General features: G+C 62.7%; 19 protein-coding genes. 5 read left to right on the plus strand and 14 right to left on the minus strand.

Going from position 1 to position 24253, the window contains the following annotated elements; genetic code table 11:
- Nucleotides 1-25: 25 nt before the first annotated feature.
- The 6 genes from hydA to aptA all read right to left on the minus strand — a co-directional run bounded on the left by hydA (nucleotide 26) and on the right by aptA (nucleotide 6889).
- Nucleotides 26-1480, minus strand: coding sequence for a dihydropyrimidinase (gene hydA, locus LC343_RS01265; protein ID WP_223475273.1), 1455 nt, complete (start codon nucleotides 1478-1480; stop codon nucleotides 26-28).
- Between the two features lie 85 nt (nucleotides 1481-1565).
- Nucleotides 1566-2012 (minus strand): hypothetical protein, encoded by a 447-nt coding sequence (locus LC343_RS01270; RefSeq protein WP_223475274.1) that lies wholly within the window; start codon nucleotides 2010-2012, stop codon nucleotides 1566-1568.
- Complete coding sequence (locus LC343_RS01275) at nucleotides 2002-2751, minus strand: class II aldolase/adducin family protein (RefSeq protein WP_223476088.1); 750 nt, start codon at nucleotides 2749-2751, stop codon at nucleotides 2002-2004. The genes LC343_RS01270 and LC343_RS01275 overlap by 11 nt, the downstream gene beginning before the upstream one ends.
- A 13-nt stretch (nucleotides 2752-2764) precedes the next feature.
- On the minus strand, nucleotides 2765-4021 hold the full coding sequence (locus tag LC343_RS01280; protein WP_223475275.1) for a Zn-dependent hydrolase: 1257 nt from the start codon (nucleotides 4019-4021) through the stop codon (nucleotides 2765-2767).
- A gap of 24 nt (nucleotides 4022-4045) precedes the next feature.
- Complete coding sequence (locus tag LC343_RS01285) at nucleotides 4046-5542, minus strand: CoA-acylating methylmalonate-semialdehyde dehydrogenase (protein WP_223475276.1); 1497 nt, start codon at nucleotides 5540-5542, stop codon at nucleotides 4046-4048.
- A gap of 21 nt (nucleotides 5543-5563) precedes the next feature.
- On the minus strand, nucleotides 5564-6889 hold the full coding sequence (gene aptA / locus LC343_RS01290; RefSeq protein WP_223475277.1) for an omega-aminotransferase AptA: 1326 nt from the start codon (nucleotides 6887-6889) through the stop codon (nucleotides 5564-5566).
- A gap of 207 nt (nucleotides 6890-7096) precedes the next feature.
- Between aptA and LC343_RS01295 the strand changes: the two genes are divergently transcribed.
- Complete coding sequence (locus LC343_RS01295) at nucleotides 7097-7744, plus strand: TetR family transcriptional regulator C-terminal domain-containing protein (protein ID WP_223475278.1); 648 nt, start codon at nucleotides 7097-7099, stop codon at nucleotides 7742-7744.
- Here LC343_RS01295 and LC343_RS01300 read toward each other — a convergent pair.
- The 3 genes from LC343_RS01300 to LC343_RS01310 form a co-directional block, all read right to left on the minus strand.
- The gene (locus LC343_RS01300; RefSeq protein WP_223475279.1) at nucleotides 7741-8439 is read right to left on the minus strand and encodes a glutathione S-transferase; all 699 of its coding nucleotides are present in this window, start codon (nucleotides 8437-8439) and stop codon (nucleotides 7741-7743) included. The two genes, LC343_RS01295 and LC343_RS01300, sit on opposite strands and share 4 nt — an antisense overlap.
- 72 nt (nucleotides 8440-8511) lie before the next feature.
- Nucleotides 8512-9825: an NAD-dependent dihydropyrimidine dehydrogenase subunit PreA gene (gene preA / locus LC343_RS01305; RefSeq protein WP_223475280.1), complete on the minus strand. Its 1314-nt coding sequence runs from the start codon at nucleotides 9823-9825 to the stop codon at nucleotides 8512-8514.
- 14 nt (nucleotides 9826-9839) lie between these two features.
- On the minus strand, nucleotides 9840-11162 hold the full coding sequence (locus LC343_RS01310; RefSeq protein ID WP_223475281.1) for an NAD(P)-dependent oxidoreductase: 1323 nt from the start codon (nucleotides 11160-11162) through the stop codon (nucleotides 9840-9842).
- 251 nt (nucleotides 11163-11413) lie between these two features.
- Between LC343_RS01310 and LC343_RS01315 the strand changes: the two genes are divergently transcribed.
- Nucleotides 11414-12799, plus strand: a complete 1386-nt coding sequence (locus tag LC343_RS01315; RefSeq protein WP_223475282.1) for a bifunctional enoyl-CoA hydratase/phosphate acetyltransferase — start codon at nucleotides 11414-11416, stop codon at nucleotides 12797-12799.
- Nucleotides 12796-13959 (plus strand): acetate/propionate family kinase, encoded by a 1164-nt coding sequence (locus LC343_RS01320; RefSeq protein WP_223475283.1) that lies wholly within the window; start codon nucleotides 12796-12798, stop codon nucleotides 13957-13959. Before LC343_RS01315 ends, LC343_RS01320 begins: the two co-directional genes overlap by 4 nt.
- A 71-nt stretch (nucleotides 13960-14030) precedes the next feature.
- On the opposite strand, the gene LC343_RS01325 is transcribed toward LC343_RS01320, so the two are convergent.
- Nucleotides 14031-15350 carry an outer membrane protein gene (locus LC343_RS01325; RefSeq protein ID WP_223475284.1) on the minus strand — a complete coding sequence of 440 codons (1320 nt, stop codon included), beginning with the start codon at nucleotides 15348-15350 and terminating at the stop codon, nucleotides 14031-14033.
- A 125-nt stretch (nucleotides 15351-15475) separates the two neighbouring features.
- The gene (gene putA / locus LC343_RS01330; protein ID WP_223475285.1) at nucleotides 15476-18973 is read right to left on the minus strand and encodes a bifunctional proline dehydrogenase/L-glutamate gamma-semialdehyde dehydrogenase PutA; all 3498 of its coding nucleotides are present in this window, start codon (nucleotides 18971-18973) and stop codon (nucleotides 15476-15478) included.
- Between the two features lie 118 nt (nucleotides 18974-19091).
- On the opposite strand from putA, the gene LC343_RS01335 reads away from it, so the two are divergent.
- Together LC343_RS01335 and pobA are read left to right on the plus strand one after the other, a co-directional pair.
- Entirely contained in the window at nucleotides 19092-19580 is a 489-nt protein-coding gene (locus LC343_RS01335) for an Lrp/AsnC family transcriptional regulator (protein ID WP_223475286.1), read from the plus strand.
- 77 nt (nucleotides 19581-19657) lie between these two features.
- Nucleotides 19658-20830: a 4-hydroxybenzoate 3-monooxygenase gene (gene pobA, locus LC343_RS01340; protein WP_223475287.1), complete on the plus strand. Its 1173-nt coding sequence runs from the start codon at nucleotides 19658-19660 to the stop codon at nucleotides 20828-20830.
- A gap of 18 nt (nucleotides 20831-20848) precedes the next feature.
- On the opposite strand, the gene phnN is transcribed toward pobA, so the two are convergent.
- From phnN to phnE, 3 genes are read right to left on the minus strand one after another with little or no spacing between them, the layout of a single operon-like run.
- On the minus strand, nucleotides 20849-21436 hold the full coding sequence (phnN, locus tag LC343_RS01345; protein WP_223475288.1) for a phosphonate metabolism protein/1,5-bisphosphokinase (PRPP-forming) PhnN: 588 nt from the start codon (nucleotides 21434-21436) through the stop codon (nucleotides 20849-20851).
- A 15-nt stretch (nucleotides 21437-21451) separates the two neighbouring features.
- Entirely contained in the window at nucleotides 21452-22642 is a 1191-nt protein-coding gene (locus tag LC343_RS01350; protein ID WP_223475289.1) for an alpha-D-ribose 1-methylphosphonate 5-triphosphate diphosphatase, read from the minus strand.
- Nucleotides 22643-22667: 25 nt separating this feature from the next.
- A complete protein-coding gene (phnE, locus tag LC343_RS01355; RefSeq protein WP_223475290.1) occupies nucleotides 22668-24251 on the minus strand; it encodes a phosphonate ABC transporter, permease protein PhnE in 1584 nt (527 codons plus the stop codon).
- Nucleotides 24252-24253 lie beyond the last annotated feature (2 nt).

A 24253-nucleotide genomic window follows, 5' to 3' on the forward strand; every position in this document is an offset into this window, starting at 1 on the left:
GATTACCCCGGTTGGTCTCGACAAATTACACTCCGCTCGCCGGTATGCCGGTCCGTTCGACCGGACGCGGGGCGACCAGTTCCTTCCAGGTCGACAGCGCCTTGTTGACCGCCTGATAGGGCTCGCGCTTGACGAACTTGCCGTGGCCGGGCTCCGCCTGCAGCTTGCCATCGTCGACGACCACCTTGCCACGCGACAGCACGTAGCGCGGAAGCCCCTTCACATGCTTGCCCTCGAACACGTTGTAATCGATGGCCGACACTTGGCTCTTGGCGCTGATCGTCTTTTCCTTCTCCGGATCGAGCACAAGGATATCCGCGTCCGCGCCGACAAGGATCGCGCCCTTCTTCGGATACATGTTCAGGATCTTGGCGATATTCGTCGATGTCACCGCGACGAACTCGTTCGGCGTCAGCCGGCCGGTGCTGACGCCATAGGTCCACAGCATCGGGATACGATCCTCGAGACCGCCGGTGCCGTTGGGGATCTTGGTGAAGTCACCCACACCGTAGCGCTTCTGCTCGGTCGTGAACGCGCAATGGTCGGTGGCGACAACCTGCAGCGACCCGGATTGCAGGCCGGCCCACAGCGAATCCTGATGCATCTTGTTGCGGAAAGGCGGGCTCATCACCCGGCGCGCCGAATGATCCCAGTCCTTGTTGAAATATTCGCTCTCGTCGAGCGTCAGGTGCTGGATCAGCGGCTCGCCATAGACACGCATGCCCTTCTGGCGCGCCCGGCGGATCGCCTCGTGCGACTGCTCGCATGAGGTGTGCACGACATAGAGCGGCACGCCGGCCATGTCGGCGATCATGATGGCGCGGTTGGTCGCCTCGCCTTCCACTTCCGGCGGTCGCGAATAGGCATGGCCCTCCGGCCCGTTATTGCCCTCGGCCATGAGCTTCGCCTGCATCTGCGCAACGACATCGCCGTTCTCCGCGTGGACCAGCGGCATCGCGCCGAGTTCGGCACAGCGCTGGAAGGAGGCGTAGAGCTCGTCGTCATTGACCATCAGCGCGCCCTTGTAGGCGAGGAAGTGCTTGAAGGTGTTGATGCCCTTTTCCTTCACCACGGTCTCCATCTCGTTGAAGACCTGCTCGCCCCACCAGGTGATCGCCATGTGGAAGGAATAGTCGCAATTCGCCTGGGTCGACTTGTTGTCCCAGCGCTGGATCGCGTCGAGCAGCGATTGCTCCGGGTTCGGCAGGCAGAAATCGACCACCATGGTCGTGCCGCCGGCCAGCGCCGCGCGCGTACCGCTGTCGAAATCGTCGGAGGAATAGGTGCCCATAAAGGGCATTTCGAGATGCACATGCGGATCGACGCCGCCCGGCATGACATAGCACCCGGTCGCGTCCAGTTCGTCGCCGCCGGACAGGTTCGGCCCGATCTCGATGATGACGCCGTCCTCGATCTTCACATCGGCCTTGTAGGTCAGGTCGGCGGTGACGACGGTTCCGTTCTTGATGATGGTGGGCATTCGGGCCTCCGGTTCTTCAGTTTAGCTTGTCTGCACCATTTGTCGGGCGGGCATTGGAATGTGAGCTCTGGTTGCGCTCACACTATCATTCCCCTTCCCGTTCGATTTCAACGCCATCGAAAAATTCACGTCCCGCCGTATCGACACATGTCCCGATCAGGGCCGTCTCGTCCCGACGGCTCCAAAGATAGGCGACGGGTTCGCCCTCCAGGTCGAGTGTCAGCGCCTCGGCTGGCCCGGCACTGACGCCCACCCAGTTCGCCCGGTATCCGCTTCCGTCGCTTCGAATATCGAGAATGCCGCCATCGCCGATACCCGCGCGCGAGCCGATCGTGCGTTCTGCCCACCGACCGTTTTCCGTGGACAGCCAGAACTCCTGCCCGTCCTGTTCGATCAGGACGGGACCGGACCTGGACCAGATGAGGGTGTGCGACTGCCGGCAGTAGAGGTCCGCCGCGCCGGCGGGGACCGTAGCCGCAGCCAGCGCCGCTGCGGCGCACACCGTGGTCTTGCCGACGGTCTCAATCTGCATAATCGGCCCCCTCGCGGTCGAGGATGTGTTTCATTTCGTCGAAATGGGCGAATTCGGCGTCCTTGTAGACTTCCCATTCGGCAGCGGTCGCCTCTGCGATCTCGTCGGACATGATCGCCAGTTCGCGGCCGGTCTGATAGGCCAGAACGAGTTGCCGTGCGGCCCTTTCCAGATGATACATGGCATCGAATGCCTCAGCGACAGTGGGCGCGACAGTCGTCACGCCGTGATTGCCCATCATCACCTGACGATGGTTGCCGATCGTCGTGGCGATCCGTTCGCCTTCAGCCTGCTCGGTGGCGATACCTCCGAAATTAAGATCATAGGCGATGCGCTTGTAAAACCGTGCCGTCACCTGGTCGATCGGGTAAATCGTCGGGTCTTTCAACGTCGCCAGCGTCGTGGCGTAGGGCGGATGCAGGTGCAGCGCCACACGGGCATGCGGAAGGTTTCGGTGAATGGCCGAATGGATCGACCATGCCGATGGATCGGGCGCGTCCGGCCGGTTCATCGTCTCCGGATCGTCGGCATCGACCAGCAGAAGCTCCGACGCCTTCGCCATCGAGAAATGCTTCCAGCGCCGGTTGACGAGAAACTTCTTTCCGTCGGCCGACACTGCGGCTGAAAAGTGGTTGGCGACACCCTCATGCCAGTCGTTGCGCGCCGCCAACCGCAAGGCAGCCGCCAAATCGACGCGCAATTGCCGCTCGTCGGCGTCACCAGGTGATACGACGTTCATGTCCGTCAACAAATCACTCCACGATCTCCGCCGTCTCGACGACCGCGTGGAACAGCACGTCGGCCCCTGCCCGCGCCCATTCCAGCGAGATGTCTTCGGCCTCGTTATGGCTCAACCCGTCCACGCAGGGGCACATGACCATTGAGGTCGGCGCAACGCGGTTGATCCAGCAGGCGTCGTGGCCCGCGCCGGAGATGATGTCGCGATGCGAATAGCCGAGCCGGTCGGCCGCGTCCCGCACGGCTTTCACGCAATCCGCGTCGAACTCCACTGGGTCGAAACCACCGACCTTCTCGAACTCGATGCCGAGCCCCATCTCGTCGCAGATTTCCTTCGCGCCGATCTTCAGCCGCTCTTCCATGTCGGTGATGACGGCAAGGTCCGGCGAGCGGAAGTCGACGGTGAAGACGACCTTGCCCGGGATAACGTTGCGCGAGTTCGGATAGACGTCGATATGGCCCGCCGCGCCGACCGCATGCGGCGCGTGGCTCCAGGCGATCTCATCGACGAGTTGCAGCACCTTCGCCATGCCGAGACCCGCATTCTTGCGCATCGGCATCGGCGTCGATCCGGTATGCGCATCCTTGCCGGTGATGGTCACCTGCGTCCAGGACAGACCCTGACCGTGCGTCACGACGCCAATATCCTTCCCTTCGGCCTCGAGGATCGGCCCCTGCTCGATATGCAATTCGAAGAAGGCCTTCATCTTGTCCTTGCGCGAACCGACCTCTTCGTCGCCCTTCCAGCCGATGCGTTCCAGCTCGTCGCCAAACTTCTTGCCCTTGGCGTCCTCGCGGTCATAGGCCCAGTCCTGCTCGTGGATGCCGGCGAAAACGCCCGACGCGAGCATGGCCGGCGCGAAGCGCGTACCTTCCTCATTCGTCCAGTTGGTGACGATGATCGGATGCTTGGTCTTTATGCCGAGATCGTTCAGCGTGCGCACGATTTCGAGCCCGGCGAGCACACCAAGAACGCCGTCATATTTGCCGCCGGTCGGCTGCGTGTCGAGGTGACTGCCGACATAGACGGGCAGCGCATCGGGATCGGTCCCTTCGCGCGTCATGAACATGTTGCCCATGGTGTCGACGCCCATGGTGCAACCGGCATCCTCGCACCACTTCTGGAAAAGCTTGCGGCCCTCGCCGTCCTCGTCGGTCACCGTCTGGCGGTTGTTGCCGCCGGCGACGCCGGGGCCGATCTTCGCCATTTCCATCAGCGAGTCCCACAGCCGGTCCCCGTTGATCCTGAGATTTTCGCCCGGTGCCGCCATGGTATTACGTCCCTTCTGTCTCGCTTACTTCATGGAGGGGAACGTGAAGATCGCCCCCTCGTGGATATCGTCCGGCCAGCGCGTGGTGACCGTTTTCAGCCGCGTGTAGAACCGCACGCCCTCCGATCCGTAGATCGAGTGGTCGCCGAACAAAGAACGCTTCCAGCCGCCGAAGGAATGATAGGCCACCGGCACCGGGATCGGTACATTGACGCCGACCATACCGACCTCGATCCGGTCCGCGAAATCGCGCGCCGCATCTCCGTTGCGCGTGAAGATCGCCGTGCCGTTGCCGTATTCATGCTTGTCGATCATCTCGACCGCATCCTCGTAGGAATTCGTCCTGACGACGGAGAGAACGGGACCGAAGATTTCTTCCCTGTAAATGCGCATGTCGGTGGTGACACGGTCGAACAGTGTGCCGCCGACGAAATAACCGTCCTCGTAGCCTTGCAGCGAGAAACCCCGGCCGTCGACGACAAGGTCCGCGCCTTCCTCGACGCCGGCGTCGATATAACCGAGCACCCGCTGCTGCGCCTGCTTCGTCACCAGCGGACCCATCTCTGCACCCGGATCTGTCGAGGGGCCGATTTTCAGCGCCTCGACACGAGGCTTCAGCGCGGCGACCAGCTTGTCGGCGGTTTCCTCACCCACCGGAACCGCAACCGAGATCGCCATGCAGCGCTCGCCGGCGGACCCATAGCCGGCGCCCATCAGCGCATCGGCCGCCTTTTCGATATCGGCGTCCGGCAGCACGACCATGTGGTTCTTGGCTCCACCCAGTGCCTGCACGCGTTTTCCAGCCGACGTGCCACGGGAATAGACATATTCGGCAATCGGCGTGGAACCGACGAAAGACACCGCCTTGATATCCGGATGATCGAGGATCGCGTCGACCACTTCCTTGTCGCCATGGACGACATTCAGCACGCCATCCGGGAAGCCGGCCTGCTTGAAAAGATCGTAGACCAGCATCGGCGCGGACGGATCGCGCTCGGACGGCTTGAGGATGAAGGTGTTCCCGCAGGCGACCGCGACGGGATACATCCACATCGGCACCATTGCGGGAAAGTTGAACGGCGTGATGCCCGCAACGACGCCGAGCGGCTGCCGATCTGCATAGGAGTCGATCGCCGGGCCGACATTGCGGGAAAACTCGCCCTTCAGCAGATGCGGAATGCCGCAGGCGAACTCGACGACCTCGATGCCGCGCGCCACTTCGCCGAGCGCGTCGGGATGGGTCTTGCCATGTTCCTTCGAGATCGCGCGGGCGATGTCGTCGGCATGGGCGTCGAGCAGTTCCTTGAACTTGAACATGTAGCGCGCGCGCTTGAGCGGCGGCGTGTCCCGCCATGCCGGCAGTGCGGCTTTCGCGGCCGCCACCGCCTCGTCCAGCTCGGATACGGTCGAAAGCGGCAGAACCGCGCTCTCCTCGCCCGTCGCCGGATTGAACACAGGCTGCGTTCGCGTCGATGCCGAACGAACCAGGCTACCGTTTATTGCGTTGCTGATGATCTCCATCGGCTTCTCCCCCCGCTCTCTTCAGTCGATCGCCTTCAGGACATCGCGGAGCGTGCCGATGAGTTCGTCGATCTGCGCCTCGCTGATGATCAGCGGCGGCGACATGGCGATGATGTCGCCGGTCGTGCGGATCATGATGCCGCGCTCATAGGCCTCCAGGAAGGCGGAGAAGGCGCGCTTGGTCGGCTGGCCGGCGATCGGTTCGAGCTCGACGGCGCCGATCAGGCCGAGATTGCGGATATCGATGACATGCGGGCAGTCCTTCAGCGAATGCACCGCGTCCTCCCAATAGGAGGCGAGATCGGCCGCGCGCGTCAGAAGCCCTTCCTCTTCATAGGTGTCGAGCGTGCCCAGCGCCGCCGCGCAGGCCAGCGGATGCGCCGAATAGGTGTAGCCGTGGAACAGTTCGATCATGTTCTCCGGCCCGGTCATGAAGGCGTTGTAGATGTCGGAGGAACAGAACACCGCGCCCATCGGCACGACACCGCTGGTGATCCCCTTGGCCGTCGTGATCAGGTCCGGCACGACATCGAAATAGTCGGTCGCGAACGGCGTGCCGAGACGCCCGAAGCCGGTGATGACCTCGTCGAAGATCAGGAGGATGCCGTGCTTGTCGCAGATCTCGCGCAGCTTCCTGAGATAGCCTTTCGGCGGGATCAGAACGCCGGTGGAGCCGGCGACCGGCTCGACGATCACGGCCGCGATGGTCGACGGGTCGTGCAGGTTGATCACGGAGATCAGGTCGTCGGCGAATTCCGCGCCATGTTCCGGCTCGCCCCGGGTGAAGGCGTTGCGCGCGATGTCATGGGTGTGGCGGATATGATCGACGCCGGTCAGCATGGTGCCGAATGTGCGCCGGTTGGCGACGATGCCGCCGACCGAGATGCCGCCGAACCCGACGCCGTGATAGCCCCGCTCCCGGCCGATCAGGCGCGTGCGCGTGCCCTGGCCGATCTGGCGCTGATAGGCGAGCGCGATCTTCAGCGCGGTGTCGACGCTTTCGGAGCCGGAATTGGTGAAGAAGACATGGTCGAGCGGCTTCGGCAGTTTGGCGGCCAGCCGCGCGGCCAGTTCGAAGGCCTTGGGATGGCCCATCTGGAAGGCGGGCGCATAGTCGAGCTCGGCGGCCTGCTTCTGGATCGCCTCGACGATCTTCGGCCGGCCGTGACCGGCATTGCAGCACCACAGCCCCGCCGTCCCATCCAGCACCTTGCGGCCGTCAGACGTCGTGTAGTGCATGTCCTGCGCGCCAACCAGCATGCGCGGGTTCGACTTGAACTGCCGGTTCGCCGTGAACGGCATCCAGAACGCTTCAAGATTGTTCGGCGCTACATTTCTTTCCGACATCACTGCACCACCTTGCCGCTGGTTCCGATTTCCCGTTTTTCTTCCGTCGCGCTATGCGATCCGACGGAAAACTTGACCAAAATCAGAAAGTTTCGCACATTGCTTGACCGTTTGGTCAAATCGGACGCTAAAAGAGCTTTCACAGCCGGTCAAGTGGCATTACCATCGCACGGAACGCCCGCGTCACGGAAAGAAAAGAAGGCGCCCTTGTCTCCCAAGAAATCAGGCACCGCCAAGGAAGCCAAGCCGCTTTCGCGTATCCAGGAAGCCAATCGAAAGGCCATTCTCGACGCCGCGCTCGATGTGTTCGCCAAATCCGGTTTCCGGGGCGCGACGATCGACGAGATCGCCGGCAAGGCGGGCATGTCGAAGCCCAACCTGCTCTACTATTTCAAGAGCAAGCGGGCGATCTACCAGCAGGTTCTCGAACAGACGCTGTCCGAATGGCTGACCCCGTTCGCCGAACTCGATCCGAACGGTGATCCAGTGGAAGAACTGCGGCGTTACATCACAGCCAAGCTGAAGATGTCGGAGAGCAATCCCAACGCCTCCAAACTGTTCGCCAACGAGGTCATTCACGGCGCACCTGTGATCAGCGACTTCCTCACGACGTCGCTGAAGGCATTGGTCGACGAAAAGGCGAAGGTGATCCGCAAATGGGTCGGCGAAGGCAAGCTCGCGCCGATCGACCCCTATCACCTGATCTTCACCATCTGGGCAACGACCCAGCATTACGCGGATTTCGACGTCCAGATCAGGGCCGTCATCGGCACACAGGCGGGCAAGCCCGGCTTCCACGAACAGGCCGCCCAGGCCGTGCTCTCGATCATTCTTCACGGCATCAAGCCGCGTTAGACGTCGTCGGGATCGTCCAGCTCCGGATAATGCCGGAAAATGCCCGTCTCATTGAAGGCCTGACGGCGGTCGCTCGCCAGATAGCCGGACAGTTCGGGCATTTGCCCGACCGCCTTCGCGATAGCGGCGATATGCGGGTAGTCGCCGATATGCCGAGCCATGGCCTTCGGGAAGGCGTAATCCAGCCCGGCGAAGACGTGGAAGAGCGACAGGTCCGCATAGGTGACGGCGTCGCCGACCATGTGATCCTGCCCGTGCGGATTGCGCCGGACCACGGTTTCGAACCAGCCGAGGAATTTCGGTATGCGCTCCGTCCGAAAATGCTCGGCGCGGCGCAGCGCCTCCGGCTTCTGGTCCTCGTAATAGAGACCCGAACCGACCGGGTGATGCGTGTCGTGAACCTCGTTGACGAAATCCATGATGGTCAGCTGTATCTGGTGAAGCCACAGCCTTTCGGCCTCGTCCTGCGGTGCAAGCCCCAGTTTCGGTCCGAGGTGATGCAGGATCAGCGCCGCCTGGCCGATAACGAGATCGCCGTCGCGCAAATAGGGCGGCGCGAAGGACGGGGTCGCGATGTCCCGATCCTCGCCGAAGCCGCCGTGATCCTCATAATCGGCGCCGGCATATTCCAATGCGAGACGGACGAATTCCCCTCGCCCCGGCAATCCGGGCCAGTAGTAGAGTTTGTAAGCCATGCAGCGAAATTGGGACGTTTCCGGCCGGCCCGTCAAGGCCGGGCCGGAAATCCTGTGCCCGACGTGGCGTCGCTATTCCGCAGCTTCCTTCGCCCAGACGGCCGGGTTGTTCGGGTGCGTCGTCCAGTTGGCGTAGTCCGGATCGACCGGCTTCTTGGTGCGCGGATCGACGCCGGAAATCGGCTCCATGGAGATGCAGCCCTCGACCGGACAGACATTGACGCACAGGTTGCAGCCGACACACTCCTCTTCGATCACCTCGAAGTGGCGCTTGCCGTCCACCATGTTGGTGATCGCCTGGTGCGACGTGTCCTCGCAGGCGATGTGGCAGCGGCCGCACTTGATGCAGGCCTCCTGGTCAATTTTCGCCTTGGTGACGTAGTTCAGGTTGAGATACTGCCAATCAGTGACGTTCGGGACCGCCTTGCCACGGAAATCCTCGATCGTCTCGAAGCCCTTCTCATCCATGTAATTCTCAAGGCCTGCAATCATTTCCTGCACGACCTTGAATCCATATGTCATCGCCGCGGTGCAGACCTGGACGGTGCCGCAGCCGAGCGCGATGAATTCGGCGGCGTCGCGCCATGTCGTCACGCCACCGATGCCGGAAATCGGAAGTCCATGCGTCTCCGGATTACGCGCAATCTCGGATACCATGGACAGGGCGATCGGCTTGACCGCAGGCCCGCAATAGCCGCCATGCGACCCCTTGCCGTCGATGGTAGGCTCGGGCGCGAAGCTGTCGAGATCGACCGCGGTGATCGAGTTGATTGTGTTGATCAGACTGACAGCATCGGCACCACCGCGCATGGCCGCTTCCGCGGGACGGCGGATGTCGGTGATGTTCGGCGTCAGCTTCACGATCACCGGCATGTCCGTGTGCTGCTTGCACCATTCGGCGACCATCTGGATATATTCCGGCACCTGGCCAACAGCCGCGCCCATGCCCCGCTCGCTCATGCCGTGCGGACAGCCGAAATTCAGCTCCACCCCGTCGGCGCCCGTCTCAGCGACGCGGCCGAGGATCTTCTTCCACGGTTCTTCTTCGCAAGGCACCATCAGCGAGACGACGACCGCCCGGTCGGGCCAGTTCTTCTTGGTCGCCTTGATCTCCTCGAGATTGATCTCGAGGTCGCGGTCGGTGATCAGCTCGATATTGTTGAGCCCGAGCAGGCGGCGGTCGGCGCCCCAGATCGCGCCATAGCGCGGTCCGTTGACATTGACCACCGGCGGTCCCGCCTCGCCCAGCGTCTTCCACACGACGCCGCCCCAGCCCGCCTCGAAGGCACGCTCGACATTATACTGCTTGTCGGTCGGCGGCGCGGAGGCCAGCCAGAACGGGTTCGGCGACTTGATACCGAGGAAATTCGTCGAAAGGTCTGCCATGTCGCGTCCTCCTGTCAGGCGCTCAATGCACTGTGAATGCTCTCGGCCGCATCGCGGCCCTGCGACACGGCGGTCACCGTCAGGTCATCGCCGGCATTGACGCAGTCGCCGCCTGCCCAGACCTTCGCCATGGACGTCCGGCCCTCTTCATCGACCGCGATACGCCCGCCGTCGAGCGCGATCGTCTCGCCGGAGCCATTCAGGCTGTCCGGCACGAAAGCCTGGCCGATCGCCTTCATCACCTCGTCGCAGGCGATGGTGACGGTTTCGCCGCCCCGGTCGAAGGTTATGCCCGCAACCGTGCCACCCTCGACAATCATCGATTTCGGAGTCATCCCGTAACGGATCGAGACGCCGCGCACCTTGGCGATTTCCTGCTCGTATTCCGACGCCTTCATGCGCTCTTTCGGGCCGCGATAGCAGATCGTCACCTCGTCCGCACCTAATGCCCTGGCCTGCACGGCGGCATCGACCGCGGTCATGCCGCCGCCAATGACGACCACACGCCGGCCGACCGGAACGGTGGAGACGTCGGATGCCTGGCGCAAATCGCCGATCCACGAGACCGCGTCGAGACTGCCATCCGCATCGGCGCCATCGATGGAAAGCGCATTGACACCCGCGAGCCCCATGCCAAGGAAGACCGCGTCATAGTCGGCGGAAAGCTGCGACAGCGAAATCTCCGCGCCGAGCGCCTTTTCGTAGTGCATCGTGATGCCGCCAATGGCGGTAATGTAATCGACTTCCGCCTGTGCGAAGCCGTCCGGCGTCTTGTAGCTGGCGATGCCGTACTCGTTCAGGCCACCCGCCTTGGGATGCGCCTCGTAAACGTCGACATCATGCCCCTTCACCGCCAGGCGATGCGCGCAGGCCAGCCCCGCCGGCCCGGCCCCGACCACCGCGACGCGCTTACCGGTCGAAGGCGCGCGGGTGAAGAACTGCTTTTCAGCCGCCATGGCCGCATCGGTCGCGAAGCGCTGCAGCAGGCCGATCTTCACCGGCTTGCCTTCCGCCGTTTCGCGCACGCAGACTTCCTCGCAGAGCGTCTCCGTCGGACAGACGCGGGCGCACATGCCGCCGAAGATGTTCTGCTCGAAGATCGTCTTCGCCGCGCCGAGCGGATTGCCCGTCGATATCTCGCGAATGAACATCGGTATGTCGATCGATGTCGGACACGCCTCCATACAAGGCGCGTCGTAACAGAAATAGCACCGGTCGGCCTCGACATGCGCTTCGTGCCCGTCAAGCGGTGGATGCAGATCCGAAAACAGATCGGAATAGGCATCCGGATCGAGACGACCGGCCTTTACGTCACGGGCCTGTTGATCGGCATTCATGCGGCACTCCCTCCACATCGCGTTGCCCTGCCGCCCATCGGGCGACGTCATCGAAAAAAAAGATGACCGAATTTTATCAAAAGGTCAAATTTGAAAATCGCGACGTAAAATACCTGTCACAGCTTGATGCGACTCTCGCGCGAGTGCGCTGTCCGCACAGGCGAAACTCTGCGCAAGCCTTGCCTGAATCGGCGAAGCGGGCGAAGGTCGCCGACATTCCCCGATACGTCGAATTTTCCGAGTCGAACCCAATGACGATCTACACCAACAAGACCCATGACCAGCTTTCCGTCGGCATGGAGGCAGAGATCAAGCGCCTTTGCCGCGCCGAGGACTTCTTCATCTTCGCCAACTCCTCCGGCAACCACAATCCGGTGCACCTCCCGCACGAGGACCACACGGGCGACGGGCTGGAGGACGAACCCAAGGCGCCGTCCATGTGGGTGGCCTCGCTGTTTTCCGCCGTGCTGGGCAATTTCCTCCCCGGCCCCGGCTCGCTCTACAAGCAGCAGACCCTGCGCTTCCTCGGCCGCGCGGAGGCCGGCGAGGAACTGACCATCAAGGTTCGCATCACCGAGCTTCGGCCAGACCGGATCGCCTGTTTCGACACATGGGTCGAGGGCCCGGACGGCCGCCGAATCGTCGAGGGCGAGGCCGAGGTCATCGCGCCCGAAAAGCAGGTCACTTTCAACGACGAGGATCTTCCCGGCCTGACGATCCGTCGCCATGTCCATTTCGACAGGCTTCTCGACCTTTCGGAACCACTGGAGGCGATTCCGACAGCCGTCGTCGCTCCGGAGGAGGAGCAGGCCCTGTCCGGCGCGCTGCTTGCCGCCGAACACACGCTGATACATCCGATCCTGATCGGCGACCGCGAAAAGATTGCAGACGTCGCAAAGAAACTGGGCGCCGACCTGACGGGAATCGAACTGATCGATGAACCCGATCATGATCGCGCCGCCGCGCTGGCCGTTCACCTCGTTCACGAGGGCCGCGCCAAGGCGGTCATGAAGGGCCATCTTCACACCGACCAATTGCTGCGCCACGTCATCAAGAAGGACGGCGGGTTGCGCACGGCGCGGCGCCTCAGCCATGTCTTCGTCATGGATGTGCCCGGCCTCGACCAGCTCCTGATGGTAACCGATGCGGCGATCAACATCGCGCCAAGCCTCGAAGAAAAGGTCGACATTACCCAGAACGCAATCGACCTCGCGCGATCCCTCGGCATCGAGGAGCCCAAGGTCGGCGTTCTATCGGCCGTTGAAACCGTAAACCCAAAGATCCCGTCGACCATCGACGCCGCCGTCCTTTCCAAGATGGCCGAGCGCGGCCAGATCAAGGGCGGCATCGTCGACGGGCCGCTCGCCATGGACAACGCCGTCGATGTCGAGGCCGCCAGAACCAAGGGCATCAAGTCGCTTGTGGCCGGTCATGCCGACATCCTCGTCGTTCCGAACATGGAAGCCGGCAACATGCTGGCGAAGGAACTGACCTTCGTCGCCCATGCCGAGGCCGCCGGCGTGGTAATGGGCGCGCTTTGTCCGATCATCCTGACCAGCCGCGCCGATGACGACAAGGCTCGACTCGCCTCCTGCGCCGTCGCCGCGCTTTTTCATGAGTGGAGAAAGAAGCCGTGACCGGCGCGATACTCACGATCAACGCCGGTTCCTCCTCCATCAAGTTCTCGATCTATGCGCCCGGCACGGACCCTGTCGAGAAGATGCGCGGCCAGGTCGAGAATATCGGTGGCGACGCCCGATTGAGCATCGAAGCCGACGGCCGGGACAAGCACCGCTACGAGATCGGAAAAGCCGATCACAAGCGGGCGCTCGCGGCAATCCTCGACCATGCCGATGACGGGCTGGATGGCGGCGTCGCAGGCGTCGGCCACCGCATCGTCCACGGCGGCACCGATTTCACCGAGCCCGCCCGGCTGGACGAAGCGACGATTGCCGCGCTGACTAACCTGGAGCCCCTCGCCCCGCTGCATCAGCCGCACAACCTCGCCGCGGTCCATGCGGCCATCGAGGCTTTTCCGGACGCTGTGCAGATCGCCTGTTTCGACACGGCTTTTCACCGGGCGCATCCGTGGGTGCACGACACTTTCGGCCTGCCTCGCGAATGGTATGATCGCGGCGTTCGCCGCTACGGCTTCCATGGCCTGTCCTACGATTACGTTTCCAGCGAAGTTGCCCGCGTCGCGCCCGAGCTTCGCGACGCACGCGTGGTCATCGCCCACCTCGGAAACGGCGCGTCCATGTGCGCCCTGCGCGGCGGCGCCAGCGTGACTTCAACCATGGGCTTCACGACGCTCGACGGCCTGCCGATGGGAACGCGCTGCGGCCAGATCGATCCGGGCGTCCTGCTCTACATGCTCGAACACGAAAAGATGACGCCGGACGCGCTCACCGACCTGCTGTACAGGAGGAGCGGTCTGAAAGGCCTGTCCGGCCTCACTCACGACATGCGTGAGCTCGAAGCTTCCAGCGCGCCCGAAGCACGGCAGGCCATCGAATATTTCGTCGCGGGCATCCGTCAGGAGCTGGGCGGCCTCGCCGCTGTGCTCGGCGGGCTCGACGCCCTCGTCTTCACCGGCGGAATAGGCGAACACTCGGCCCATGTTCGCCGCAAGGTTTGCGAGAACATGGACTGGCTTGGCATCGAGATCGACAAGGCGAAAAACGCGGATAACGCAATGGAGTTGGGGACCGGTCAAACCCGCGTCATGGTCATTCCCACGGACGAAGAACGCGTGATCGCCCGAGCGGTCAATACTGCGCTGACAGGCAGCTCCTGAGACCCGCAAAACGACGAGACCAACGCATTTCCACGACGGTCTCAAGCAGTGTCCGTAATGCCTCGCCGCTTCTAGAAATGGAAAACGGCGGCGACGCTTCCGGTTCCGCCGGTCTTTTTAAGCGATCCAAAATCGTCGATGTCCTCGAGCAGGTTCTCGGTCAGCGAGATGCCGTACTCACCGCGAACGCTGACACCGTCGGCAACGAAAGTCTCGACGCCGCCACCGAATTCGTAGGCATTGACCGAGAATGTCTCGCGCTCGGTGATTCCACCGTCGCTGATTTCACCATACATGTGGTTGCGCGAGTAGCCGCCATAACCGAAAATCAACGTCGAGGGATTGACCAGAACGCCGGCGCGAAGACGGGCGTTCGCCGCCCATTCGGTGCCGACGCTGAACCTTCCGATAGCGACGCCACCAATATCCGCGTTGACCTCGAAATTGATGGTCGAGGCGCTCACACCGCCTTCGACACCGACGACGAAGCGGGAGCCAACCTGATGGTTGTAACCCACGAAGCCACCACCCATCAGTCCATTGGAACCGAAACCGTCGAACACGCCACCGACATCCGGGTCGCCAACAGAAAGTTCCGTGTTACCCATATCATGTCCGCCCCGCAAACCACCGAAGAAACCAGTCCAGCTCTCCGGCGCATTGACGAAAACCGTCTCAACCGGCGACGGAGCGCCGAAGCCGTATACCAGCGACACCTTCGCCGTGCCGATGATGGGGGTGACGTCGAGTTCGAGATCGTCGAACGTGAAGCTCTGCTGCGTGAGATAACTCGCGACATACTCGAAACGGCCACGCAGATTGCCGCCGAGAACGGTTTCCACGCCGAGGCTGCCGAGCGCCACGCCGTAGAAGAACTCTTCGTCCGAGTCCGACAGTACACCACCGCCATCGTCGACATAATAGCTGCCAACACCATGCGCGACGGTCAGACCGATGGAACTGAACACCAGCGTCTCGGGATTTACGAGGTAACCCGCGCGCGCTGAAGCCGTCGCAAGCCAGTCGGTTTTCAACTGACCTCGCGCGATCACGTTGGGCTCGTAGTAGGAAATACTGCTCGTAATGTCCGACCAGTGACCGCCGATCTGGCCGCCGATAAGGAAGCCGTTATCAAGCAGGTGGTCGTATCCGACGAACATTCCCCCGGAAATCCCGTCGGCACCCCAACCATCTACCGTGATGGAGTCATCCAGCTCGCTCAGGCCAATCTGGTTGTTCGCGATACTATGGGCAATTTCCGCTCCGACATAAAAACCACCGAAATTCGTCTCCGTGCCCGGAACGAACACGTCATCGGCGGCACGCGCACCGGATATCCCCTGCGTGACCGCTATAACCGCCGCGAATGAAAGCACGTCGAAAATACGCATAGGATACGCCCTCCTCAGGGCCCGTACGTCCGCGGGCCCTCTACCTTACCTTGCGTAAATCATACATCCTGATTCGACAACAGTCTCCTAACGAACCGGTCGCCTCGAACCGTGACGGTCCGCCGTCAAGCATTCGCGGCCAGCAGTGCCGCATTGCCGCCGGCGGCGGTCGTGTCGATGCAGACGTGACGCTCAATGATGAGGCGCTCCGACGGGTCCGGTTCGGTGACCAGCGGTATCAGCGGCCCCGTACGCTTCGCCAGCGCCTTGCGCGCGGCGCGGGTGTCCGCCGGGTCGCTCCACAGCATCACGGCATCGAAACCGGTCAGTGTTGTCAAATCCTCGCGGTCGAGGAAAAACGGGATCGCGTCTCCACCGCTTGCGTCAGCCGTCACGATCAGCGCCACGCAGCCCTGCGCGCGCGCAACTTCTGCCTGCCGTTCTGCGTCGGCCGGGTCCGGGCCGAGACACAACACGGTGCCTCGCGCATAGGTCGAAAGGCGATTGGACTCGCCGGTTACACCGGGCATGGCCAGCGTCGACAGCGCCGCCTCCCGGGCCGGCTTCAGCTGATCGAGCCGGCTTTGAACGGCAAGCGGATCGGCTGGCGTTGCCCTGGTCGGCGTGCCGGTACGCGCCTCGGCCTGCACGAAGCGCGAGAGGTAATTCGGCCCGCCTGCCTTCGGACCGGTGCCCGAAAGCCCCTCGCCCCCGAAAGGCTGCGACGCAACGACAGCGCCGATCTGGTTGCGGTTGACGTAAAGGTTACCGGCCTTGACGCGAGATGTCAGATGCTCGACCCGGTCGTCGATGCGGCTGTGCAGCCCGAAAGTCAGGCCATATCCGGTGGCATTGATGTCGCCGATCACGCGGTCGATTTCCGGAGCCCGGAAGGTCGCGACGTGAAGGACAGGACCAAAAATCTCTTGCTCCAAATCGCCGATCCCGTCGACACGAATGACCGTCGGAGCAACAAATGTGCCCTCATCCGGCGTCTCAAGTTCCTTGAGCAAGCGATTCTCGTTACGCGCCTTTTCGATATGCGCGACGATCCCCTGTTTCGCCTCCTCGTCAATCACGGGGCCGGTATCGGTCGACAGCGACCACGGATTACCCGGCTTCAGCTCGTCCATCGCGCCGAACAGCATTTCCAGCATGCCCTCGGCTACGTCCTCCTGAACGTAGAGGATCCGAAGCGCCGAACAGCGCTGCCCGGCCGACTGGAACGCCGACGCGACGATGTCGCGCACCGCCTGTTCCGGCAGAGCGGTGGAATCGACGATCATAGCGTTGAGCCCGCCAGTCTCCGCGATCAACGGTGCATCCGGTGCGAGATGCTGCGCCATGGACCGATTGATCGCCTGCGCAGTCTCCGTCGAGCCAGTGAAGCAGACCCCGCCGATGCGCGGATCGGAGGTCAGCGCCGCGCCGACGACAGCGCCATCGCCTGGTAGCAATTGCAGGACATCGCGGGGCACGCCGGCGTCGTGCATCAGTTGGACGGCGCGCGCCGCGACAAGCGGTGTCTGTTCGGCCGGTTTCGCCAGCACTCCGTTTCCGGCGGCCAGCGCGGCTGCGATCTGGCCGGTGAAGATCGCCAGCGGGAAATTCCATGGCGATATGCAGGCGAAAAGCCCGCGCGGTTGCGCGTCTCCGAGCCCCTCGGCCTGGTTCGCGTAGTATCTCAGGAAATCCGCCGCCTCGCGCAACTCTCCCACGGCATCGAGTTGCGTCTTGCCGGCCTCGCGCGCCAGAAGCGCGAAGAGCGGCCCGAAATTCTCCTCATAGAGGTCGGCGACACGGCGCAATGTCTGCGCCCGCTTTTCCGCCGGGCAGTCGGACCAGTCGCGCGCCCAATCGAGCGCATTGCGTACGTCTTTCAGTTCGGCATCAACGACCGACCCGACGACGTCGCCCGGATCGGCCGGATTGAAGACCTCGCGTGTCTCGCCCTTGCCGCGTCCGCCGGACAGCATCGGTCCGGCCTCGAAGCGCTCGGTGCGCAACGGTGATCGCGCCGCCTCGATTGTTTCGAGATCGTCGCGATTGCGCAGATCGAACCCTTTGGAATTTCCGCGCACCGGCTCGAACACCGCCGCCGGCTTTCGAATATGCGGATTGGACGTCGGATCCTCGGCCCATTCGGCAAACGGATCGGCAACGATCTCCGCGACCGGAACATCCGCGTCGACGATCTGGTTGACGAAGGACGAATTTGCGCCGTTCTCCAGCAGCCGGCGCACGAGATAGGCAAGCAGGTCCCGATGCGCACCGACCGGCGCATAGATCCGGCACTTCGTCTTCTCGCCATTGAGCACGATACGGTGCAGCGCCTCGCCCATGCCGTGCAGGCGCTGGAATTCGAAACTGTCCCGGTCCCTGGCCATCTCCAGGATCGCCGCCACGCTGTGCGCATTATGCGTCGCGAATTGCGGATAAATCCGGTCTGTCATGTCGAGCAGCTTCTTCGCGCAGCAGATATAGGACACATCGCTTGCCGCCTTGCGGGTGAAGACCGGGAAATCGGTGACACCGTCGATCTGCGCGCGCTTGATTTCGGTGTCCCAATAGGCGCCCTTGACGAGCCGCACCATGATCTTCCTGTCGAGCTTTTCGGCCAGCGCATACAGCCAGTCGAGCACCGCCGGCGCGCGCTTGCCATAGGCCTGCACGACCACGCCAAACCCGTCCCAGCCCACCAGCCGCTCGTCGGCCAGCACTTTCTCGATCACGTCGAGCGACAGGTCCAGCCGGTCGGCCTCCTCCGCATCGATGTTGAACCCCATCTCCGCCATCGCGGCCATCGCGGCGAGGTCGGCGACGCGCGGCGCGAGTTCCTCCATGGCGCGCGCCTCCTGCCCGAGCTCATAGCGCGGATGAAGCGCCGACAGCTTTACCGAAATTCCGGGATTGCGCCTGATGTCGTCATGAACGCAGCGCGCTGCGATCGCCTGGATCGCGCCGGAATAGGCCTCGAAATAGTCCTCGGCGTCGCCAGCCGTCAGTGCTGCCTCGCCCAGCATGTCGTAGGAATAGCTGTAGCCCTTCGCCTCCATCGCCGCGCCGCGCTGCATGGCTGCCTGGATCGTCTCGCCGAGAACGAACTGGCTGCCGAGTTCGCGCATCGCCTGACGCACCGCCGTCCGGATGACAGGCTCCCCGAGCCGTTTCACGGCGCCCCGCAAGAGCCCGGCCATGCCTTGCTGCTTGCGATCACCGTCGAGCACCTTGCCGGTCAGCATAAGGGCCCATGTCGAGGCGTTGACGAGCGACGAGTTCGAGTGGCCGAGATGCCGGCCCCATTGCGACGGCGCGATCTTGTCCTCGATCAGGTCGTCGATGGTCGCCGCGTCGGGCACGCGCAACAGCGCTTCGGCGAGGCACATCAGCGCGATGCCTTCCTCCGTCGATAGCCCGTATTCAGCCAGGAACACTTCCATGAGGCCGGGCCGATCCTCCGAGCGGATCGCCTCGACCAGCTTCGCTGCGCGCGAAACGGCCTTCTCGCGTGACGACGCATCGGGCGCAGCGCAAGCGATCAGCCCCTCGAGAAGGCCGGCCTCGTCGGCGCGATGCGCCGCGCGCATGGTCTTGCGGATGGAGTGAAGGGCTTCGTTTGGCATCAGGACCTCCGGCACGAAACGCTGTCAGGTCATGCTATCATTGACCGCGAAGGCATTTTTCCCCAGATTTGAGAAATATCGGGCAAGTATCCCGAAATTTTCTTCATCTGAGGGCAAAATGAAAGAATCAGGCCACCCCGAAGATCAACTGGACCGCTACGACAGGCGCATCATCGCGGTTCTGGAGGCGGAAGGCCGCCTGCCGGTCACCGAATTGTCGCGGCGCGTCGGACTTTCGAAAAGCCCCTGCCAGGTCCGCCTCAAGCGGCTGATCGACGAGGGATACATTCTCGGATTCCGCGCCGTCCTCGACATGGCGAAGATCGGTCGCGAGCATGTCGCGTTCACCGAGGTCAAACTGTCCGACACGACGGAAAAGGCGCTCGCCGCCTTCAACACCGCGGTCAAGCAAATCCCGGAAGTCGAGCAGTGCCACATGATTGCCGGCCCGTTCGACTTCCTGCTGAAGGTGCGCACGCGCGACATTACCGCCTATCGCCGCATTCTGGGCGAAACCATTTCCGCCCTGCCGCATGTCTCCAACACCTCGACATATGTCTCGATGCAGGCGGTGAAGGACGGGCCAGTGGGCGAATTTCCACAGTGATGCCATTCGCCAGTCACGATTGAACTCGCCGGAGCCTCGCGCTAGCAGTTTAGCCCGACCTCTTTCGCGGAACGAATATGCGTACCCAGATCTGCATTATCGGCGGCGGCCCGGCCGGCCTTTTCCTCTCACATGTGCTGCATGCGGCGGGGATCGACAGCGTCATCGTCGAAAAGCAGACCAAAAAGCATGTGCTCGGCCGCATCCGCGCCGGCGTACTTGAACACGGCACCGTCGAACTGCTGCGCCAATACGGCCTCTCCGGGCGCATGGACCGTGACGGCATGCCGAAGGACGGCACGCGCATCATCTGGCAGGGCAAGGACGATTTCTTCATCGACACGATGCGCTGGACCGGAAAGCGGATGATGATCTGGGGCCAGACCCAGATCACCGAGGATCTCTATGCCGCACGGGAGCGCGATGGCGCGGCGATCGTCTTCGAAGCCGCGAACACGACGCTGCACGACATCACCGGATCGCCCTCCGTAACCTATGAAAAGGACGGCATCACCCACCGGGTCGACTGCGATTTCGTCATTGGCTGCGACGGGTTCCACGGACCGAGCCGGATGGCGATCCCGGCCGATATCCGCCGGGAATACGAGCGCATCTACCCGTTCGGATGGCTCGGCATCATGGTCGAGCGCCCGCCGCTGAAGGAACTCGTCTACGACTATCACACGGACGGCTTCGCCATGGCGTCGCGCCGCAATCCGATGCTCAGCCGCTACTATGTGCAGGTCCCCGCCGCAGACAAGGTCGAGGAATGGTCCGATGACCGGTTCTGGGACGCGTTCCTCGGTCGTGTACCGGAACATATGGCGCGGCAGGTCCAGACCGGACCGTCGATCGAGAAATCGATCGCGCCGCTTCGCTCCTTCGTTTCCGAACCGATGCGCTGGGGCAAATTGTTCCTGGCTGGCGATGCCGCCCATATCGTGCCGCCAACCGGCGCCAAGGGGCTCAATCTCGCCTTCTCGGACGTCTTCTATCTGAGCCGCGCGCTGATCACCCACTACGACGAGGGCAGCGATCACTATCTCGACTGCTATTCGGAGATGGCGTTGCGCCGGATTTGGGCTGCCGAAAACATCTCCTGGAAACTGACGAAACTCCTCCACGTCTTTCCGGACGAGGATCCTTTCGACCAGAAGATCCGCCAGAACGATTACGACCTGCTGCTGGCATCCGAGGAAGTGCAACAGGCGCTCGCATACGAATATATCGGCTTGCCCTTCGAGGACTGACAGCGCCGCAAACCAGCGTCAGGCGCCGATGACAGCCATCTCGCCGATATCGAAGCGCTCTTTCAGGAGCGACAGGAACGCCCGTCCCGCCATTTCGATCTCACCGGAATTGTCGATCTCGACCACGTGGCCGATATCCGGCAGCTTCTCTGCGCTGCGTGCAAGACGCTTTTCAATTTCCTCGGCCGTCTCGCGACCGCGTCCGGCAAGCCGCTCGGCCAGCACATGCCGATCCACTGTCAGGCTGACCACCAGCAGGTTCGAGAAGGCCCTCTCTATGTCGGGGAGCGCCCGTCTCGACCCGTTGCCGATCACGATCCCGCCCGTCTCAAAATGACGAAGGGCCACCGCCGGAATACCGTAGCGCAGGCCATGCGCTTCCCACGTGACGGCGAATGCCCCTGCGTTCTCCTGCGCAGCGAATGTCTCACGGTCGAGAGAGTCGTGATCTTCTGTAGAACCATCCGCATCGCGTGTGACGGCCCTGCGCGCGAACAGAATGTCGTCGATGGGCTCCAGCCGCGGCTTCAGCCAGGAAATCAGCGTGTCCTTGCCGGCCCCGCTCGGGCCGACAATGGCAATGAAACAGCCCTGCCCCGCAAACATCGCCCCTCCCTGCCGTCAGGCGACCCTTTTTCCGTCTCGCCAAACGCCGCGCACGACCGGAACATCTTCCGGATGATCCGGATCATGATGGACGCGAACGAGATCCGCGCGCTTGTCGATGGCGATCTCGCCGCGGTCGGTCAATCCGACGGTCTCGGCCGGCGTCTTGGTGACCATGCGCAGCGCCTGAGGAAGACCGAGCGTATCGACATCGCGCGCGATCACGAAGACGGAGTGCAACAGGCTGAACGGAATATAGTCCGAGGACAGAACGTCGAGAATTCCGTGGCGCGCCAGGTCGATCGCGGCGACATTGCCGGAATGCGAACCGCCGCGTACGATGTTCGGCGCACCCATGAGGACGCTCATGCCGGCCTCGTGCGATGCCTTCGCCGCCTCGATGGAGGTCGGAAACTCCGCGAGCTTCACGCCGAGCCGGATGGCATCATCGACATGCTCGAGCGTTGCGTCGTCATGCGAGGCGACGGTAATCCCCATCGCGTGGCAATGCTCTGCAATCTCGTCGCGGTGCTTGTCCGAATAGCGCGCGGATTCCGCCTGCCGCCGCTTGATGAAATCCTCGAACTCGGCGTCGGTCAGACCGCGCTTTTTCTTGTAGTAGAGGATGTATTTGTCCATCGTCTGGAACTGCCGCTGGCCGGGCGCATGGTCCATAAGCGAAGCCAGTCCGACGAGATCCTCATCGCGGAATTCATCCAGTTCGTCGATCACGTTATGCGCGGAAACCTCGCAGCGCAGGTGGATGCGGTGTTCGGCGCGCAGCCGTCCCGCCGCCTGCCCCGCCTTGAGCGCGTCGGCCAGCCGGCGCATTTCGCCCTTCTCGTAGCCATTGTCCTCGTCGCTGCCCATCCGGAAGCAATCGAACACGGTGGTGATGCCGGATGTCGCGATCTGCGCGTCATAGGCCTGGACGGAGGCCATCAGGCTCCACGCCACGCCGGGACGCGGGCTGTAGTGGGTTTCGAGGTGGTCGGTGTGCAATTCGACAAGACCGGGCGTCAGGTAGTCGCCCTCCAGATCGTGCGCCGGCACGCTGGAGCGGCCCGGCTGGATATCGGCGATCCGGCCGTCGCGCACGACCACCGTTCCGTCGATCACCTCGTCGGCGAGGATGACATGCGTATTGGTGAAAATCTCTTCGGTCCCCGCGCCGGCGAAGGCCGACGCGCCGCGTATCTCGTTCATCAAAAAAGCTTTCCGGTGGACATCGTCATTCCTTGGACGCCGGCTCGACCAGCCGCGAGCGAAGCGCATTCGAGATATTGTCGAAAACAAAGACGACAATGAGGATGAGTATCACCATATAGGCGACATTTTCCCAGTCCGAATTGGTGCGCATCGCTTCCCACAGTTTAAGGCCGATACCGCCGGCCCCGACCGCGCCGATGATGGTCGCCGAGCGCGTGTTGGATTCCCAGAAATAGAGCGCCTGCGAAATGAAAACCGGCAGCACCTGCGGCACGACGCCGAAGCGCTGAACGGCCGCGGGCGACGCGCCAACCGACCGCACGCCTTCGCGTTGCTTGTCGTCGATATTCTCCAGCGCCTCGGAATAGAGCTTACCGAACGTGCCGGTGTCGGTGAAGAAGATCGCCGAGATGCCGGCCAGCGGCCCCGGCCCGAACGCGCGCGTGAAGAACAGCGCCCAGATCAGCATGTCGACGGAGCGCAGGAAATCGAAGAACCGCTTCAGGATCTGGTTGACGAAGCGGTTCGGCGTGATGTTGCGCGCCGCCATGAAGGACAGCGGAAAGGCGATCGTCACGGCAAACAGCGTGCCGACAAATGCCATGACGATGGTCTGCAGCAGCTTGATCCAGACATCGCCATGCTGCCACTCGGCATTGTTGACGATATTGTCCCACATCACCGCGAGATTGGACCGGTCCGGATCGATGCGCTCGCCGGAAAAGGCCAGCGCCATCACCTCGGGAAAGGTCTTGCCCCAATAGGGCGACCGCGTGTCGAACCAGAAATTCTCCCAGCCGAGGAACCGCCGGTTCACCTTGACCTCGTACCAGCGCACTTCCGCGCGGCCGGCAAAACCGAAATAGGCGATGACCTTCTCGCCCTCGCCCTTCTGCAAGGCCCAGGAGGGCAGATCGCCGACCGGGAACACCTTCTCGTTCTTGCGGTCGATCGTCAGGACCACCGTCTCGCCGGAGCGCGTCAGCCGGATCTCGTCCGCGGTGATCTGAACCTTCGCGGTCGAGGAAATTTCCACCGTCGCTTCGGCGATGCCCTCGCGGGTTTCGGTCACGACGCTCGTGCCGCCGCCCGCATCCGCGCTGCTGCCCATGCTGGATGCATCCGAACTCGGCGACATGAAACTGTTCATGAGACCGCTGCCGCCCGTATTGGTGGCGTCCGAGGACGGAGACATGAAACTGCCGCCGACCCCAGCCCCGCCGGTGCTGGCGGGCTTCGAATCGCTGGTGTCGGTCCCTTCGACCGAAACCGTCACGAGGCCGCGCTCGGTCGTGATCCAGGACGGATCCGGATTCTCGCCGAGCGGCGAGAAACGCGGATAGGTGATCTCGATATCGCCGGTCTTGTATTCGACATCCGGCCGCACTTCGTAGGACACCCAGTCGGCCAGATAGGCGCCGGCGATGTTCCAGTTGCCGTTCGAAATGACCGAACCGATGGAGAAGAACCACCACGCATAGACGGTGTAGAGCGCCAGCACCACGACAGCGATCGGATAGGCGAAACGCTTGAAGAAGGGCTGGCGAAAGGCGTCCGGGTGACGCCGTTCGATATCCTCGATCTGGTCTGCGGTCAGCGTCGTCATGG

Source organism: Oricola indica (assembly GCF_019966595.1).
Classification (GTDB): Bacteria; Pseudomonadota; Alphaproteobacteria; order Rhizobiales; family Rhizobiaceae; genus Oricola; species Oricola indica.

Bases quoted from the DNA above. Each gene is read 5' to 3' on its own strand.
- putA (WP_223475285.1), bottom strand. From the start codon at position 18,973: ATGCCAAACGAAGCCCTTCACTCCATCCGCAAGACCATGCGCGCGGCG.
- phnN (WP_223475288.1), bottom strand. From the start codon at position 21,436: ATGTTTGCGGGGCAGGGCTGTTTCATTGCCATTGTCGGCCCGAGCGGG.
- LC343_RS01315 (WP_223475282.1), top strand. From the start codon at position 11,414: ATGACGATCTACACCAACAAGACCCATGACCAGCTTTCCGTCGGCATG.
- LC343_RS01310 (WP_223475281.1), bottom strand. From the start codon at position 11,162: ATGAATGCCGATCAACAGGCCCGTGACGTAAAGGCCGGTCGTCTCGAT.
- LC343_RS01325 (WP_223475284.1), bottom strand. From the start codon at position 15,350: ATGCGTATTTTCGACGTGCTTTCATTCGCGGCGGTTATAGCGGTCACG.
- LC343_RS01300 (WP_223475279.1), bottom strand. From the start codon at position 8,439: ATGGCTTACAAACTCTACTACTGGCCCGGATTGCCGGGGCGAGGGGAA.
- aptA (WP_223475277.1), bottom strand. From the start codon at position 6,889: ATGTCGGAAAGAAATGTAGCGCCGAACAATCTTGAAGCGTTCTGGATG.
- phnE (WP_223475290.1), bottom strand. From the start codon at position 24,251: ATGACGACGCTGACCGCAGACCAGATCGAGGATATCGAACGGCGTCAC.
- LC343_RS01285 (WP_223475276.1), bottom strand. From the start codon at position 5,542: ATGGAGATCATCAGCAACGCAATAAACGGTAGCCTGGTTCGTTCGGCA.
- LC343_RS01275 (WP_223476088.1), bottom strand. From the start codon at position 2,751: ATGAACGTCGTATCACCTGGTGACGCCGACGAGCGGCAATTGCGCGTC.
- LC343_RS01280 (WP_223475275.1), bottom strand. From the start codon at position 4,021: ATGGCGGCACCGGGCGAAAATCTCAGGATCAACGGGGACCGGCTGTGG.
- LC343_RS01270 (WP_223475274.1), bottom strand. From the start codon at position 2,012: ATGCAGATTGAGACCGTCGGCAAGACCACGGTGTGCGCCGCAGCGGCG.
- LC343_RS01350 (WP_223475289.1), bottom strand. From the start codon at position 22,642: ATGAACGAGATACGCGGCGCGTCGGCCTTCGCCGGCGCGGGGACCGAA.
- hydA (WP_223475273.1), bottom strand. From the start codon at position 1,480: ATGCCCACCATCATCAAGAACGGAACCGTCGTCACCGCCGACCTGACC.
- preA (WP_223475280.1), bottom strand. From the start codon at position 9,825: ATGGCAGACCTTTCGACGAATTTCCTCGGTATCAAGTCGCCGAACCCG.
- LC343_RS01335 (WP_223475286.1), top strand. From the start codon at position 19,092: ATGAAAGAATCAGGCCACCCCGAAGATCAACTGGACCGCTACGACAGG.
- pobA (WP_223475287.1), top strand. From the start codon at position 19,658: ATGCGTACCCAGATCTGCATTATCGGCGGCGGCCCGGCCGGCCTTTTC.